This is a genomic window from Haemophilus parahaemolyticus, from assembly GCF_018373095.1.
Lineage (GTDB): Bacteria > Pseudomonadota > Gammaproteobacteria > Enterobacterales > Pasteurellaceae > Haemophilus_A > Haemophilus_A parahaemolyticus_A.
The window spans coordinates 1-16,772 of sequence record NZ_JAHAHT010000009.1 but is presented as its reverse complement, the minus strand read 5'-3'; the positions used below and the strand labels follow the sequence as shown (position 1 = coordinate 16,772).

Sequence of the window (16,772 nt, the reverse complement as noted above, 5' to 3'; positions counted from 1 at the left end):
ATGAACTTAATTTTTACCTTGTAATTTTACCATCAATTTATTATGAATACCTCCAAAATCACCGTTGCTCATCACTAAAATATGATCGCCTGTTTTTGCTTCTTGGACAATCATTTCAACTAACTTATCAATGCTTGCCGACCATTTTGCTGGTTGGATTAATGCACCAGTGATTTGGCTCACTTTCCAAAGAATGGTATCAGGCTGATAAATAAAGACCGCTTGTGCATCGTGTAGGCTTGGTGCAATGTCATCTTTATGCACGCCCATTTTCATTGTGTTTGAACGAGGTTCTAACACCGCAATAATACGGGCATCTTTGCCAATCTTGCCACGAAGTGCATCGATTGTGGCTTCAATTGCGGTTGGGTGGTGGGCAAAATCATCATAAACAGTGATGCCATTTACTTCGCCTTTTACTTCCAATCGGCGGTTAGCATTGATGAATGAACCTAATGCTTTGCAAGCCCCTTCAATGCTCACACCTGCGTGTTGTGAAGCGGCAATTGCCATCAATGCATTGTGCATATTGTGGTAACCGATGATATTCCAATGCACTTCGCCTGCTTTCTCACCAAAATGGTAAACCTCAAATTGTGAGTAATCGGCATTCAATGGTTTAGCAAACCACTCTTTACCTTCGCCAATCGCTTGCACTTCACTGTATGTACCCATTTTAAGTGTATCTTGTACGTTTTGATCGCTGCTTGCTGCCAAAATACGCCCTTCGCTTGGAATGGTGCGAATAAGATGATGGAATTGGCGTTGAATCGCGTGTAAGTCGTCAAAAATGTCAGCGTGATCGAACTCGATATTATTGATGATCAGGGTTCTTGGCGAATAATGCACGAATTTCGACCGCTTGTCGAAGAAGGCGGAATCGTATTCGTCCGCTTCAATTACGAAGAATTTGCTTGAGCCTGCACGTGCAGAAATACCGAAATTGCCTGCAACGCCACCAATTAAAAAGCCTGTGTCGATTTGGTTTTGATCTAAGATCCACGCTAACATTCCTGTAGTGGTGGTTTTTCCGTGCGTGCCTGAAACAGCAAGCACCCAGCGATCTTTAAGGAGATGATCGTGTAGCCATTGCGGGCCTGAAGTATAATTAAGCTGATGATTTAAGACATATTCCACACAAGGGTTACCGCGGCTCATTGCATTACCAATCACGACTAAATCGGGTGCGGGTTGGAGTTGAGCCACATCGTAATTAGGGATAATTTCAATGCCGTGTGTTTCTAAAAAAGTGCTCATTGGTGGGTAAACATTAGTGTCTGAGCCTGTCACTTTGTAACCTAGCTCGCGTGCGATCATTGCCACGCCGCCCATAAAAGTGCCACAAATGCCGAGAATATGGATGTGTTTTTGGTTCATTAAAAGCCTCTTTATTTTGAGATAATTTATTCAGATCCCTTACTTTTCTTTCTCATATTCCCTAACGTAATCAAACTCATTATAAAACCCGCTATAGCTCCTAATCCTGCAAAAATCAGATAAGGTTTCGGCATCGCATTTAAGCTCGCATTTTTCGCAAAGTGGAAGGCAACAAGGTTATTGTCTAGCGGTTGAACTGATTGCATCATTTTGAGTTTATTTTCCCAAGAGACATCTAATTTTGCCTCAGCCGCAGTTTTGACTTGTTGAAATAATACCTTCCATTTGTTGATAAGTTCGTTATTCAACGCAGTGCGGGTTGCTGTATTTATGCTTTTTAAGTATTCCACAAATAAGTTATCCACATCGTTAATATTATATGAGGAAAAACTGAAATTTATCGCATCGCCATTCACGCTGCTTTGAAAACCTTGAGCTAATTTTTCTGCATAGGTTTTTGCAGATAATCCTTCTAATTCGGCACGTTGTTGCACGCTTGGCTGCTGACTTAAAAAGGCAATACGAGGCTCGCTAGCGGTTAAATTTTGCGAAAAAAGTGCAAATGCCGCTTGAGTGGCTTTGCTTTCCATTTTGTTCATATCTACAGCTTCTGCATCACCACTGACTAATCCATAGGTTGAGAATAGCGAGAAATAGTTACCTAATTCTGCCATTTGCGGTGCGGTAAATTGAGCTTGAACTTGCCATTGCGTAGGTTGGTAATAAGCAGTTGTTGCACCTAAACCTGCACCAATGGCGGTGAGTAAAATTGTGTTTAAAAGTTTTTTGAACATATTTTTATTTGAAATTTAAGTGTCTTTTCCCTTGCCCTTTATGGGATAGGATGTATTTTAGGCTATTTTTTCACCGCACCTTTTCTCACCCTCCGCTTCAATCTACGTACAAAGCGGGTGATTTTCCACGCACGCACGATACTGTAAGCGTAAAGGAAGAACAGGGCAATAAAGCCAATGACCATTGAAGATTGATCCCAATAATTTACTTCGCCCAGTACGCCAATCGTCGCACAAACGGCAGCCCAAAAGGTAATCACGGCAAGGGCTTGGCGGGAGGTTAAACCTGCACGCATCAACAAGTGGTGCAAGTGCAAGCGGTCGGGTCTGAATGGACTTTTACCTTTTTTCAAGCGACGGAAAATGACAGCGACCATATCAATTAACGGTACGGCAATTAGCCATAAACCAGTGATTGGACTAATGGCGTGCCCTTGTCCTTGGGTGCTTAATAGCAACATCCAGATGATGGTAAAGCCAATCAGCGTGCTGCCTGAATCTCCCATAAAGACTTTCCATTTTGCCCCGAATAAGCTTAAATTGAACATTGCATAGGGGATAAGCGTGAGGATAATTGCCAAGCACCAAAAGGCGATAGCGTGTTCACCGTTAATCCACATCAACACCCCAATGCCTGCAAAACTTACGCTTGAAAGCCCCGCGAGTAAGCCGTCGATGCCATCCACCATATTGAACGCATTGATTACACCAATGGTGATAAACACGGTAAAAAGCAAGCTAAAAAAACCGAGCTTGATACTAAATGGAGCGATAATTTGCCCTAAACTTTCTAGCTCTAAGCCGCTGTAAATCATTGCACCCGCAAGCACGGCTTGAATGCCCGCACGCAATGCAGGGCTGATATCAAAGCGGTCATCTAATACACCGATGATCAATAAAATCGTCACTGAAAGCAGGTACAGCCATGGCAATGGCATTGTTTCATATTGAAATGCGTAATAGGTTAAGTTTCCTAAAAAAAGTGCAATGCCGCCGATTAATGGAATCAATCCTTGATGGCGTTTACGGAAATTCGGTTTATCCACCAAGCCGATTTTTTCCGCCACAGGACGCATAAAAATCAACGAGGCAAAGGAAACGATCACAACGGCTAAAAAGGTCAGCCACATCATATTTTTCCCTAAAATAGAGTGATAAAAAAATTACGCGAAGAATAGCACAAAGGCGAAGATCTTGAAAATTTTTTGCAAGATTACGCTGAAAAATAACCGCTTGTTGATTATTCCCGCTTTGCTTATTTTTCAGTAAAATAGCCCTGAATTTATTACGAGGAATTTATTATGTCAAAATCAGAACAACTCTTTGAAAAAGCACAGAAAGTCATTCCAGGTGGGGTAAATTCTCCCGTTCGTGCGTTCAAAGGTGTGGGCGGCACGCCTGTTTTTATTGAAAAAGCGGAAGGGGCGTATATTACCGACAGCGATGGCAAACGTTATATCGATTACGTAGGCTCTTGGGGCCCGATGGTATTAGGGCACAACCACCCTGCAATTATTGATGCAGTATTAAAAGCCGTACCGAACGGCTTGAGTTTTGGAGCACCGACCGAAAGCGAAATCACACTTGCTGAATTAGTGTGCAAATTAGTGCCTTCAATCGAATTGGTGAGAATGGTAAGCTCAGGCACAGAAGCGACAATGTCGGCAATTCGCTTGGCTCGTGGCTACACAGGTCGCGATAAAATCATCAAATTCGAAGGTTGTTATCACGGGCATTCAGATAGTTTATTAGTGAAGGCAGGTTCAGGTGCATTAACCCTTGGTCAGCCAAGTGGACCTGGTGTACCAGCAGATTTTGCAAAACATACTATTACTTGCACGTACAACGATTTAGATTCGGTAAAACAAGCGTTTGAGCAATACCCAACTGAAATCGCTTGTTTGATCGTTGAACCTGTCGCAGGCAATATGAACTGTGTTCCGCCAAAAGAAGGTTTCTTACAAGGCTTGCGTGAATTGTGCGACCAATATGGCACGGTATTTATTATCGACGAAGTAATGACAGGCTTCCGCGTTTCACTTGGCGGTGCACAGGCTTACTACGGTGTAAAACCAGATTTAACCACGCTCGGTAAAATCATCGGTGGCGGGATGCCAGTAGGTGCTTTTGGTGGTAAACGTGAAATTATGGAAGCAATTGCCCCAACAGGTCCTGTTTACCAAGCGGGTACACTTTCAGGCAACCCAATCGCAATGGCAGCAGGCTTAGCGTGCTTAACCGAGCTTTCTAAAGCAGGTAATGAAGAAAAATTAGCCGAGAAAACTAAAATGTTGGCAGAAGGTTTTAAAGCATTGGCAGCCAAACACAATGTGCCATTTATGGTGCAATATGTGGGTGGGATGTTCGGTTTATTCTTCACCGAACAAACTGAAGTAACCAGCTTCCAAGAAGTAATGAAATGTGACGCAGCAAAATTTAACCGCTTCTTCCACTTAATGCTTGAACAAGGCATCTACCTCGCACCATCCGCCTTCGAAGCAGGCTTTATGTCGCTTGCACATTCTGATGCAGATATTGAAGCAACGTTGCAAGCAGCGGATAAAGCATTTTCAGTGTTGTAATTTTGCAAACAAGCGGTCAAATTTGACCGCTATGTCGTAATGCTTTCAAGAGATAAAATATGAAAAAAATCCTTCTATTAAACGGCCCTAACCTCAATATGTTAGGCAAACGTGAGCCACAGATTTACGGATCACAAACCCTTGCCGATATTGAAATGCACCTCCAAACCGAGGCATCAAAACGTGGCTATGAACTAGACTATTTCCAGGCAAACGGCGAAGAGCCTATCGTCAACCGCATTCACAAAGCCTTTGGCAAGGTAGATTTTATTATCATCAACCCCGCAGCATTCACCCACACCAGTGTTGCCTTACGCGATGCATTATTGGCAGTGGCGATTCCCTTTGTGGAAGTGCATTTGTCGAACGTTCACGCCCGTGAGCCATTCCGCCATCACTCTTATTTGAGCGATGTGGCGAAAGGCGTGATTTGCGGCTTGGGTGCAAAAGGCTATGATTACGCCCTTGATTTTGCGATTTCGCAGTTAGAGAAATAACCCTGTAGGGTGCCTACCACAAACATTATCAGATTTTAATGGTGGGCAGGAATGCCCACCCTACAAGAGAATATAAAATGTCAGTCAAATACGAAAAATTTATCGTGCTATGCAACGGGCTTTCTCGCTTGCTGGGCAACATTGTGAAAATCTCGGGCTATCCGTTCCACGCTCTGTTTCCGAAAAAACGCTTTACCATTCCAGAATTCAGCCCTGCGAAGTTAACCACTACCCGCAAGGATAAAATCAACCGTACCATTTGGCAGACCAACTATTCCAATAAAGTAACCCTGCCAATGTATTGCAACTATTTGTTCAACCGCTTGATGTCGTTAAGCTATGATTACCGCTATGTCAGCACGGAAGAGCGTGAAGAATATCTAAAAAAATATGCCGAACCGCACGTTTTTACCGCATACAGCCAACTTACTGACGGTGCAGCACAAGCCGATTTCTGGCGTGTGTTTACCCTGTGGCGTGAAGGCGGAATCTACATCGATATCGATGGGCATTTGGTTTTCCCACTCTCGCAAATTATTGCCGAGCAAGATTCAGAAGTGCTGATCAAACGCCGCGATAAATACACTAATTTCTTCCTTGCGTGCGAAGCGGGACACCCAATTATGAAAGCTACGCTAGATTTAATTGTAGAGAATATTGAAAATCGCCGTATTGATGGCGGTGTTTTTGCAATGACAGGCCCTGAAACATTAAATACTGTGATTGGTTCTCAAATGGTAAATACCCGCCGTGATAAAATTACCTGTACTCAAGGCACATTTACTAATGAACATTTCCAATATATCGACAAACCACGCAGCAAGTGGAATTACAAAAAGAACGAAGAACTGCTGAAATAATTTTCACAAGCGGTTGTTTTATAGCAAAACATTACAAGATATAGCTCCAAATGCAACATAAAAAAACAAAGTAAATGGATAAAAAAAGTCTAGCAAATGCTAGACTTTTTATTTTGATGTAACTAAACCTCAATCCCAAACTTCTCTTTCACTAATGCTTGGAAATCAGTACAACCGCCAACGTGAACGTTATCTAAGAAAATTTGTGGAACTGTCGCAACAGGCTTGCCAATACGAGGTTCTAAATCTTCTTTGGTAATCCCTTCTTCAGGCATATTCACAAATTTAAAATCAAAATCGGCTAATTCTGATTTCATTTTTTCAGCTAATGCTTTCGCACGTACGCAATATGGGCAAGTTAAACGCCCGTAAATTTCAACAAACATCGTTACCTCTCTGTTTTTCCTTGTTGTAAGTAACTGCATCTTACCCTTTGTAAGCGGTTAAATCTATCTCTTGATCTGCAAATTTTTCTAATTCGGCTTGATGGGTAATATAGACCACCGACGATTGCGGCAAATGCTGCTTAATCAAGCTAAACATCGCTTGTGCCGACTCACTGTCAAGACTGGAAGTCGCTTCATCCAGATAAATTACCTCTGGCTTATTAAGCAAAATGCGTGCAAAAGCAATACGTTGCTGTTCACCACCAGAGAAAATGTGATGCCAAGCCTGCTGCTCTTGCAAACGATTTTGCCACTGGCTTAACCCTACATTTGCTAACACTTTATTCATTTCTTCAGCCGAATGAATTTGATGGGCTGGATAACTCAATACATCCGCCAATGTGCCGTCATTTAAGTAACTACGTTGCGGCACAAGCAAGCTCTTACCTTTCGGCACTTTATATCTACCATCAAAATAATCCCAAATACCACTGAGCAACCGCAAGAAAGTTGATTTACCCAAACCACTTTTTCCTTTCAAACGAACCCATTTCTGCCCATCAATTGCAAGTGATAAATGACTAAACAAGCGGTCGTTTTCTGGGGTATAAATGGCTAAATCCTGCGTTTCGAGCAATTTCTCTGAAGTTTCTACTTCGGCTTTAATCAGCTGTTCCAACTCATCCATTTCACGTTGCAATTGGCTCAAACGGCTGATCGAAGCCGACCATTTTGGCAAGCTAGAATAGGCAAAAATAAACCAGCTAAAAGCGTTAATTACCACACTAAATGCAGTACGAATCTGCATAATACCCCCAAAGGTAATCGCCTTAGTGGCTAAAAGCGGGATCGAAAAAATCACAGGTAATAACAACGAAAAGCGGTCATAACCGACGGTAAAGAACCCAAGTTGTTTTTCCTTATCCATCAAAGCACGCCAGTTAGTCACGATCGCTTTAAATTCTGCAAAAAGAGAGGCTTTTTCGACCGCTTCCCCTTTATACAAGGCAATCTGTTCAGCATTTTCCTGCTTACGCACAAGGCTGGCACGGAAATTCGCCTCAAATTGTTGTTGATGATAATTCAGCTTATGTAATTTTCGCCCGATTAAATGGGTAATAATTGTGCCTAATACGGCATAAATCATCGCTACCCAAACTAAGTAACCTTCTACGACAAAACTCTTGCCAAATAGGGTAAATTCAGGCGATTTTGCTAAATTCCATAACACCATAAAGAACGCCCAAAGTTGGATAATGTTGAAAATCAACGAAAGCGTCAGTTCAATGGTGTACTCAATAAAAATGCTAATGTCTTCCGCAATACGTTGGTCAGGGTTGTCCATTTTCTTGCGATGCGCCAAGCGGTAATAGATCTGCTTAGAAAGCCATTTTTCCAAGAACTGCTTGGTCATAAATTCACGCCAGCGGATAATCAACAATTTCCGCAACCAAATACGGTAAACATTAATCACAATAAAAATTGAGATATAAATAAAATACTCATTTAAAAGCGTATAGGATTTGTCAATTTCAAAGTTAGAAAGGGCATCATAAAAGCCTTTCGACCAGTTGGAAATTTGTACGTTGAGGTAGGTAATTACCGAACCAATACCGATTACAACAGCCGCGATTAACCACGCTAACCAGTTGGATTTTCTGCCCCAATAGGGTTTGCTGAGGGAATAAAAGTTTTTGAAAAATTGTTTCATATTAAAATTTTATGGTTTGCATTCCTAATTTCTCCGTTTTTTATTCTGTCAAATCTCCCCCACCCCTCTTTGCTAAAGAGGGAATGTTCTCTAAAAATCAAATTTTAATTATCTAACTTCAACATCATTGAGATCAAAATATCCAATGTTCGTGTTTACAGAAAGAAAATCCCCCTCTTTAGCAAAGAGGGGTGGGGGAGATTTGACAGTAGTAATTAACGAAGAAATTAGTTTTTTCTACACTAATCTAAGTTATCTCTTCGGTGTCGTAATAAATACCTTCTCATTGTTAGTGTTATACAACAGCTTCGCCATCGCTTTCACATTGTCAAGCGTAATGCCATCAGCAAGGCTTTGCATCTCGGTGAGATATTGAGGGTTACCTGAGTGGTTTTCGCTTAAAATTAGACGAGCCAACCAAGTTCTTGGTTCTTGCAAGCGGTCTTTTTCAGCTGTTACAAACTGCACTTTCGCAGCTTTCACATCCTCTTCAGTGATTTGCTCTGGCAAAGCATCCAACACGACTCGAGCTTGCCCAATGAGTTTATCCGCATTATCAGGGTTTGCCACAAAAGAAAGCTCACTTTCGATGCGATCAGTTTCAGGATTGAGAGAACTTTCAAAACGTAAGCTATAAATCCCCAATTCTTTATCCCTTAATGTCATTTTGAGTTTATTCGTCGCAATATTGCGTAAGATCGAGACTAAAACTGCATCTTTCCCTTGCCATTGATGTGCACTAAACGCCCACATTTTTACATCCGATTTCGGCTCTGGATTCATTGCAAAACTAGCAACCGCTTTACCTTCAGTTGGTAAAACTTGGGCAGAATCGAACCGCTTACCACGTGGAAAATCACTTAAAAATTGCGTTACCAAGCCTTTCATTTCCGCGTCATTCATATCATTCACAAAATAATAGGTCATTGGTGCTTGTAGCATTTTTGCCCACTCGTCATTCAGACTTTTCTCGTTAAGCTGGTCAAGCGACGATTTGTTTGGCAAGCTCATTTCAATGTTTTCTTGATTATAACGCAACATTGAAATTGCTTTTAAACGCTCATTTTCGCTGTTTTTGGCATTTTGCGAAGCGACCATTTTTGCCAATCTCTCTTTAGTTTCATCTAAACCATCTTTCACTTTTGTTTCAACTTGATAAGCGTAAACCAAACGGAGTAAGTCAGCTAATTTGGCGTTGTCCACCGTGCCTTCCAACAACAATCTCGTTGCTGTTTGTTTCATTGAAAGGTTCACTTTGTTTAGCTCTTTCCAATGCTTCAACTGCTCAAATTCCCAATCAAGCGGTGCATTTTGAGCGATCAATTGCAATGCCACTTGGCTTTGCCATTCGCCCAACCCCTTCGCTTTAAAACCCGCTGAACTTTGTGCTTGAAAGTAAGTTTTATCTTTCGCCAGCGGAGATTTCAACCAAACTACCTTATCACCGTTTGAGAGCGTCCAATGTTGCACATTTTGTACTTCAAATTTTTGCTCATCCGTAATTGAGCCTTTAGCTTGTACGTGCTCAAGCAGCATCGGCACAATCTCTTTCTCTTTTTGTGGCTCTGAAATTTCCGCTTTTTGAGCCTCTTCTTGCAGCTGAGCGACTTGTGCTTCGCTGATATCTAACTTGGTATCACGAGGTGGCTGATATTGCACAATACGATCTTTCGCTTCAAACCATTGATGAATGCGGGCATTTACTTCCGCCACCGTAATTTTTTTCAACATCGGTTCAGTTAAATTGGCAATTTCAGGTTGGGTCAGGAAAGGTTTATCCAATAAGGTCGTATCGACCATAGCTTGCACCCAGCGAGAGAATTCACGATCGCCGTCGTGTTTCTTCGCATTCTCAATTTGAGCTTGAATCAGGGCTTTCTGTTTCTCCAACTCTTCTTCTGTCATCGGAAAACGTTTTAAGCGTTCGATCTCTTCGAAAATCTGTTTCAACCCTTGCAGATGCCCTGTAGGAGCAACAGTCGCAAATAAACCGAGTGCCGCTGTGTGCGTGCCGATGTCAGATTTTCTTGGCACAACCGCAGAAATGCCTTTCGGTAACACTTCCGATTGATTACGTAAACGTTGCACGATGCTGGCAAGTGCAATGCGATCTAATAAGCGTTGATAGCGCCCCTCATCCGTTTGAGCTCGGCTCTCACTATCATCAAAACGCAGAATATAAGCCACTTGACTCACGCCACTACGCAGATCTTGCAATTTGTTGATCTGCAAACAATCCGTCAATGCTGGATTTAAATAGTCGCGCACAGGCGTGTTTTTCTTCTCTGCTTTACCGAAATAGCGGTCAATTTCTGCTTTCGCTTCGCTAGGATCCACATCACCCACCACCAACAAATTCATATTATTTGGGGCATACCACGTTTGGTAAAACTGCTGTAATTCCGTGGCTGGCATTGAGTTGATACTCTGTTCCGTACCAATCACACGATGGCGAGCATAACGCGAGTTTGCACGCACAGAGGCGATACGTTGTTCGTTCATCATCGCCCCAACGCCCAAACCTTGACGCCACTCTTCTAAAATAATTTTACGTTCATCATCCAAATCTGCTTGGCTTAATTTTGCCCCAAATAACATTTGCGATAAGGCATCAAAACTTTGCGAAAGCCCCGCAGTATTCGGCGGAGTCATCATATAGGTGGTACTATCTGAAGTCATCACGGCATTGTAGTTTTTGCCACGTACCCATTTTTGTTCGTGCAAATAAGGCATCAAGCCGTTCGGGTGAGCATTCGTACCACGAAAAACGAGGTGCTCAACCATATGTGCCACGCCTGCTTGATCGTCATTTTCATCCACTGATCCTGCATTAACACGCATACGGATCTCAATATGCCCTTTTTCATCGTGCAAAGGTAAAATCGTATATTTTAAGCCGTTGTCTAATTGACCCTGAATGGGTGCAGATTTTTCCGCCCACGCCATATTAGACGCCACAAAGAGGGCAAGTGTTGTAAGAGCAAAACGCATGATAGTTCCTTATGTTTTTGCCTAAAAAGAAAAGCCTCTCGCTTCATTTTGCCACTTGCAAATAAAACGAGAGGGAATGTAAGCGGTGGAATTTTAGCAGAAATTTGTAAATGCTTTGAGAAATTTCACCGCTTGTTGACAGTTACCAGTTGTAACTTGCACCAAGCCAAAAGTTGCGACCCATTTTGTAGATGGTATTGCCGCTAGTTGCTTTTGAAACTGGTTATAGTTATAACGAGCACCTAATCATCAATGCCGCCGCTACCAATAATTGGAATCTGACCTTTCAGTTCTTGATATAATCGCTTAATAATCTCCATGCTTTTATGCTGCAATGGCTTCCCACTTAATCCGCCTTGCTGTTCCTCATTTTTCATTCACATAGTTTACTGTAAGAAAAGTTCGGTCAATTTTCACCGCACTTTAAGGGAAAGATTGCTCGTATTCTACGAAGAAAACTATAGATGTGTAAATAATAAAAAAATGTGATGACCACAATGTAATCATCACATTTTAATATCAAACTTTCATTCGAAAGTTAAAGGAAAATTAGGTTATTACCAAAAATATGCCACACCAGCACCAGCACCAACGTTACCTTGTGTATTAGCACCTAATGATAATTTCACACCATATTTTCCATTATCAGAAAGACGACTATATCCAACAGCAACCGCAGATTGACCACGATACTGACCTACTGCAGCAGTAGCAGCTGATAAACCTGGACGATAAGATTGGAGCAAGTTTGCCGTAGCAATTGCACTTGCCGTACCAGCATCTGCACGTTTGCCCATTTTATTCACTTTGCCCTCAAGGTTATTCACTTGTCCAGCAAGATTTGTTACCCCTTTTGCCACAGCATACAACTGACTTCCGTTAATCGCATCGGTTGAAGTAGCAGAGATTTCGCCTGCTGCGACGTTTTGGATACGTCTTTCTTCGCCACTTGCACCGACAGAAACCGCACCGTGTGCCGTTGCACCAGCAAATCCTTTTACCGTACCCGTTGCACCGGCACTTGTAGTGTTACCCGCCGTGCCATCAGATTTCAGGTTTTTACCCTTATCTTTTGTCGCAGTTGAAGCATTACCGAGATAAACAGAATTTTCTACGGTTTCGCCTAAGGCTTGCGGCACGGTTACTTTCGTCTTCGTACCATCTTTTCCAACCACTTCTTTTTCTTCGGTCAGTACATTGCCATCTGCATCACGTTTCGCATTAACACTATTACCCAACACAAACGTGTTTTTAGAAGTAATACGGTTATCGTTACCGAAAGCGTAGCTGCCGTTTGCACCATCTTCGATGTAGTTCGGATCGCCGAATGCACCAGATTTTTCCGCATTCACAACGTTGCCTGTACCAATCGCCACGGTGTTATCGCGTAAGGCTTTTGATTCATAACCGAAAGCAATAGCATTATTGCCTGCCGCATCAGCTTTCGCGCCGATTGCCGTCGCGTATTTGCCGCTTGCACTAGAGTCAAAGTCATTGCTTCGTTCCTCTCTACGTTTGGCTGTGCCGTCATTAGAGTGGAAGAACTTAATCCCTTGCTCATTCATATTGTAGATGGCTTCAACCACTGAATTAGTGATAACTTCTTTTCTGCCCTCTACATTATAAGTGGTCAATAATGGGGTTTTACCGTCTTCGCCCACCACAACGTTGTTATAGACTTTAGTCGTACCATCAACTTTATTTTCTACCGTCACATTAGTGATATTCGGCGCTTTATTGCCAGTTAATGCAAAAATCTGTCCGCCGTTTACTGCCTGTTTGCTGGTTGGCGAAATATCGCCATTAGCCACATTATCAATCACAACGCCTTTGCCTTTCGATTGATCATTTGGATCAAGGCTGACTACATATTTTTCATCAGTAGTAATGCCTGCAACTTTAGCAGTATCAACGGCTTGATTTTTATCAGCGTCCCCTTTGTCGTTGGTGTAATACCATTTATCCGCACCATTTTCGGTTACTTTTACAACTTTCTTACCGTTTGCATCCACGTTACCAAAAGTGACTTCGTTGTTCGTATCAGCAGAACCATCATCTTTCGTGTAATACCATTTATCGCCATTTTTAACGATTTTCTTACCGTTTGCATCGGTATTGTAGATTTGCGTTAAAGGCAATTCCACATCGGTTTTCACAAAGGTTGTAGTCACTTTATCGCCGTTTGCATCGGTGCTTTCCACCGTTGCCGCGCTCACTTTGGTATTTAAACCATCAGCAAAACGGACTTTATCGTTGGCATTCACAGTTTCCACTTTAGTATCAGATAAGGCTTTTGTTTCATCGCCAAATGCTGCTTTCGCATCAGCTTCATTTGCCAAACCAAGCTCAAAGCCTGATTTCGCAATCGCATCTGCCACTTGGTTACCTGTTATATAGCCAGAACCTTTGTTGGTTAGGGTAGCTTCGGTGTTATTATCCGTTACAGAAACGATTTTGCCGTTTTTATCTTGATATTTCGCAGCAACTGTATTTCCACCTGTAACTTTCGGCTGACCAGTTGTTAAGTCAATATCCTCTTTGCTGTAATACTTATCGCCAACTTTAACCAAGTTCGTTTCCGTACCATTAGCATTCTTAACGGTAAATTCATTCGATTTAACCACTTCGCCTTTAGCCAATTCAAAAGTAATTTCACGCGTACCGTTATCTAGTGTTTTACCAGAAACGCTAATACCGTTACTACCTTTGAAATTAACCTTATCGGCATTTCTCATTTGGTCATTGTAGCCATCACCTGCAGAAATCTGCCAGCCCAAGTTTTTCAAATCGCCCACAGTTGCCGCATTGCTTGATGTTGAATTTGCCAAGTCTGCCAATCCTGCCTTGCCTGGGTTGGCTACTTTAACAGAAGCTGTACCATCCGTTGGTGCAGCATTATTTGCCCCCAATGTATCTTTCGGATAATACTTACCATCATTTGCTAATGCTAATTCCGTACCATCTGCAGCCTTCGCTGTATTAGGTAAATCAAAGGTTTTCGCACCATTTGCAAGATTGCCTAAAGCCGTTGGCTTATTGCTATCTGCAGTTGGGCTTACCAAATTCACACTTAATTTACCAACTTCAGCCTCTGTTAATTCAGTAGCTGACGGCTCGCCTTTATCATCTAAAGTGTAGTATTTATCCCCCACTTTACTTACCGCTTTGCCATCTGCTGTCGTATATTGAACAGGCAAACCTGTTACATCGGTGCGGACATAAGTATTCGTAACTTTATTACCATCTTTATCCACATCTTCCACAACAGCCGCTTTCACTACAGTGTTTTTACCATTTGCAAAACGCACATTGTCATTTGCATTAACACGTTCAAGCGTAACATCTGATAAGGATTTGCCACCAGTCGTAAAGGCAGAAACAGCTTGTTCAGCATTCGCCAAACCTAAATTCCAACCAGACTTCGCAATGGCATCCGCCACTTGTTTACCTGTAACCACACCTTGATTTTGGTTAGTTAAAGTAACGGCATTTCCCATAGTGGTAGTTCCATCAGTATTAACGGCAAAGACTTCATTACCCACTGTTTTATATTTAGCAGTAACTTTCTTACCATTAGTCACTTTTGGCTTACCTGTCGCAGGATCAATATCGTCCTCACTGAAGTATTCATCGCCGATCTTCACAAGTTTTGTGTTATCTGGTGCGCGGAATTCATTGTCTTTCAAGACTTCGCCAACATTTACATCATACTTAACCGTAATGTTACCTCGATCATCTTTACTTACAGTCGCCGTAGTCGCATCACCATCAGCAAAGGTTACTTTTGTGCCTGATTTGACAGTTTCAAACTGACCATTTTGACCTGCAGCCGTACCTGTTGTTTTAACTCTCCAACCAGCGTTGTTCACTGCGTCAATCACAGTGTTTGCAGTCACTAAGCCTTTGCCTGCATCTGTATCATCAGTCGTAGGGTTGGCATTTGTGCCACCTGCATTTTTATTACCTTGACCAGTAACCAACTTACCGTCTTTTTCTTTGATAACAGAAGTCTTCGCACCGATTTTAACTTCGGTTCTCTTACCGTTATCTTTGCTATCTACGGTAACTGTTGTGGTTTCTGGATTTTCACTTAAAAACTCAACTGTGTCGTAAGTACGGACAAAATCAACATTACTAGAAGTTGTATCGCCAGATTTAAAGCCCTTGATATTCCAACCCGCATTTAATACATCTTGAACACTTGCAGCACGAGCTTTTTCTTCATCCGTAATATTTTCTTTTGTTACAGATGTTGTACCCCCTGCATTTAACAACGTATCTTGCAAGGTTGAAGCAATACCATTCAGATGAACTGACTTATCTCCATTCACTGCTGTTGCTTTAGCAAAGTTCAAGCCTGTACCATCACTAGTAATATCAACCTTATTAGGGTCTTTACCAATAGATAATTTCTCACTTAAAGTTGCACTGTCCGTAGTGATGTCTTTCGCTAAAGCAAAGGTAACCTCTTTACCATCACGTTTAACTTTTAAGTTTTTACCCGCTTTTAAGGTTAAAGTGTCGCCTGCTTTAAGTGCATCTTTTGTACCATTATCGGTTTCATTATCGCCCACTTCGTCAGTAGTATTTTGTACTTTCACGAAGGTTGCTGCTTCGTTGATTGCTGTTGCAACATCTCCAACAGTTGCCACTTTTTTCTTGTCAGCATCAGTTGCATCCGCACCGTTTGTTGAAGACTTAACAACTACTTTACCGCGGTTATTGTTAGCCCCTTGACCTGCAGCAGTATCTACTGTATTAAACTCGCCTTTAGTAACAGAGGCACCTTTTGTTGGATCAACAGTTAATACATTGTTGGTATCTGTACTTGTTTTGAGCTTAATCGTGTTGCCTGTTTTCTCAAGACCATCGCCAACTTGGGTTTCTGCTACATCTACAGTTACAGTATGTTTACCTGTTGTAGTATCAGTTTTCGCAGACACAGTCGCGCCGTTTTTACCCACAAACTCAACTTCCGCTGCGTTTTTCACTGCAGCGTGGAATGCGTTATTGGTATCATCTGTGGTTTTATCAGATGAAAGCACCCAGCCTAAGCCACGTAAGTCGCCCACGGTTGCCGCTGTACTGTTAGCAACAGTTGTACCACCCGCTCCAGTTGCAGAGTTAGTTAAATTAACTAAGTCTTTCTTAGCGTCATTGCCATTATATTTAGTCAAACCACTTGTAACATTAGTAATAGCTTTATTGCCCGCACTAATGCCGTCTTTGGTTACGCTAATTGGAGCTGCAGTTGTACCTGTCGCACCAGCCGCTGGCGTGATGGTTAAGCCGTCTTTGTCGATTACGGTTTTCGCACCATTATCTGCAGCTGTACCACCTAAAGTAACGCTCGTTAAGCCTGTTAAAGTATCTTTCAGTGAGTAAGTAAAGTCCGCACCATCTTGTTTCACTTTTAAGTTCTTACCTGCTTTGAGAGTGACTTTGTCTCCAGCTTTAACTTCTTTATCCTCTGCTTTTCCATCAAGTTCACCATCAGTATCCGCAGCGGCAGTTGCTTTCCAACTTAGACTACCTAAAGCTGTTGCTAAATCGCCTGCATTAACAAGTTTTTTC

At 42.1% G+C, this 16,772-nt stretch carries 10 protein-coding genes and 1 pseudogene; 3 read left to right on the top strand and 8 right to left on the bottom strand.

Annotated features, from left to right (window positions below):
• Positions 1 to 6: 6 nt before the first annotated feature.
• From mpl to wecA, 3 genes are all read right to left on the bottom strand, one after another.
• Entirely contained in the window at positions 7 to 1,377 is a 1,371-nt protein-coding gene (mpl, locus tag KH943_RS02055; protein ID WP_304106884.1) for a UDP-N-acetylmuramate:L-alanyl-gamma-D-glutamyl-meso-diaminopimelate ligase, read from the bottom strand.
• A 26-nt stretch (positions 1,378 to 1,403) separates the two neighbouring features.
• Positions 1,404 to 2,171, bottom strand: a complete 768-nt coding sequence (locus KH943_RS02050) for a hypothetical protein (RefSeq protein WP_304106881.1) — start codon at positions 2,169 to 2,171, stop codon at positions 1,404 to 1,406.
• A gap of 62 nt (positions 2,172 to 2,233) precedes the next feature.
• Positions 2,234 to 3,301: a UDP-N-acetylglucosamine--undecaprenyl-phosphate N-acetylglucosaminephosphotransferase gene (gene wecA, locus KH943_RS02045; RefSeq protein WP_304106924.1), complete on the bottom strand. Its 1,068-nt coding sequence runs from the start codon at positions 3,299 to 3,301 to the stop codon at positions 2,234 to 2,236.
• A 171-nt stretch (positions 3,302 to 3,472) separates the two neighbouring features.
• On the opposite strand from wecA, the gene hemL reads away from it, so the two are divergent.
• The 3 genes from hemL to KH943_RS02030 all read left to right on the top strand — a co-directional run bounded on the left by hemL (position 3,473) and on the right by KH943_RS02030 (position 6,110).
• Complete coding sequence (hemL, locus tag KH943_RS02040; RefSeq protein ID WP_304106879.1) at positions 3,473 to 4,753, top strand: glutamate-1-semialdehyde 2,1-aminomutase; 1,281 nt, start codon at positions 3,473 to 3,475, stop codon at positions 4,751 to 4,753.
• Between the two features lie 59 nt (positions 4,754 to 4,812).
• Positions 4,813 to 5,250, top strand: a complete 438-nt coding sequence (gene aroQ, locus KH943_RS02035) for a type II 3-dehydroquinate dehydratase (protein ID WP_304106876.1) — start codon at positions 4,813 to 4,815, stop codon at positions 5,248 to 5,250.
• 77 nt (positions 5,251 to 5,327) lie between these two features.
• Entirely contained in the window at positions 5,328 to 6,110 is a 783-nt protein-coding gene (locus KH943_RS02030; protein WP_304106873.1) for a glycosyltransferase family 32 protein, read from the top strand.
• A 122-nt stretch (positions 6,111 to 6,232) separates the two neighbouring features.
• Here KH943_RS02030 and KH943_RS02025 read toward each other — a convergent pair whose 3' ends face one another.
• The 5 genes and pseudogenes from KH943_RS02025 to KH943_RS02005 form a co-directional block, all read right to left on the bottom strand.
• The gene (locus tag KH943_RS02025) at positions 6,233 to 6,496 is read right to left on the bottom strand and encodes a GrxA family glutaredoxin (RefSeq protein ID WP_304106921.1); all 264 of its coding nucleotides are present in this window, start codon (positions 6,494 to 6,496) and stop codon (positions 6,233 to 6,235) included.
• Between the two features lie 40 nt (positions 6,497 to 6,536).
• Positions 6,537 to 8,207, bottom strand: coding sequence for an ABC transporter ATP-binding protein/permease (locus KH943_RS02020; RefSeq protein ID WP_304106871.1), 1,671 nt, complete (start codon positions 8,205 to 8,207; stop codon positions 6,537 to 6,539).
• A gap of 252 nt (positions 8,208 to 8,459) precedes the next feature.
• Positions 8,460 to 11,198 carry a M16 family metallopeptidase gene (locus tag KH943_RS02015; RefSeq protein ID WP_304106869.1) on the bottom strand — a complete coding sequence of 913 codons (2,739 nt, stop codon included), beginning with the start codon at positions 11,196 to 11,198 and terminating at the stop codon, positions 8,460 to 8,462.
• A gap of 248 nt (positions 11,199 to 11,446) precedes the next feature.
• A pseudogene (locus KH943_RS02010) lies at positions 11,447 to 11,575 on the bottom strand (quinone-dependent dihydroorotate dehydrogenase); the annotation flags it as partial.
• Positions 11,576 to 11,755: 180 nt separating this feature from the next.
• Positions 11,756 to 16,772: YadA-like family protein (locus KH943_RS02005; protein ID WP_304106866.1), on the bottom strand; the 5,017-nt coding region annotated here is incomplete at its 5' end.

What these genes read in the sequence shown, in the direction of transcription:
- mpl (WP_304106884.1), bottom strand. Translation starts at nt 1,377, where the DNA reads ATGAACCAAAAACACATCCATATTCTCGGCATTTGTGGCACTTTTATG.
- KH943_RS02050 (WP_304106881.1), bottom strand. Translation starts at nt 2,171, where the DNA reads ATGTTCAAAAAACTTTTAAACACAATTTTACTCACCGCCATTGGTGCA.
- wecA (WP_304106924.1), bottom strand. Translation starts at nt 3,301, where the DNA reads ATGTGGCTGACCTTTTTAGCCGTTGTGATCGTTTCCTTTGCCTCGTTG.
- hemL (WP_304106879.1), top strand. Translation starts at nt 3,473, where the DNA reads ATGTCAAAATCAGAACAACTCTTTGAAAAAGCACAGAAAGTCATTCCA.
- aroQ (WP_304106876.1), top strand. Translation starts at nt 4,813, where the DNA reads ATGAAAAAAATCCTTCTATTAAACGGCCCTAACCTCAATATGTTAGGC.
- KH943_RS02030 (WP_304106873.1), top strand. Translation starts at nt 5,328, where the DNA reads ATGTCAGTCAAATACGAAAAATTTATCGTGCTATGCAACGGGCTTTCT.
- KH943_RS02025 (WP_304106921.1), bottom strand. Translation starts at nt 6,496, where the DNA reads ATGTTTGTTGAAATTTACGGGCGTTTAACTTGCCCATATTGCGTACGT.
- KH943_RS02020 (WP_304106871.1), bottom strand. Translation starts at nt 8,207, where the DNA reads ATGAAACAATTTTTCAAAAACTTTTATTCCCTCAGCAAACCCTATTGG.
- KH943_RS02015 (WP_304106869.1), bottom strand. Translation starts at nt 11,198, where the DNA reads ATGCGTTTTGCTCTTACAACACTTGCCCTCTTTGTGGCGTCTAATATG.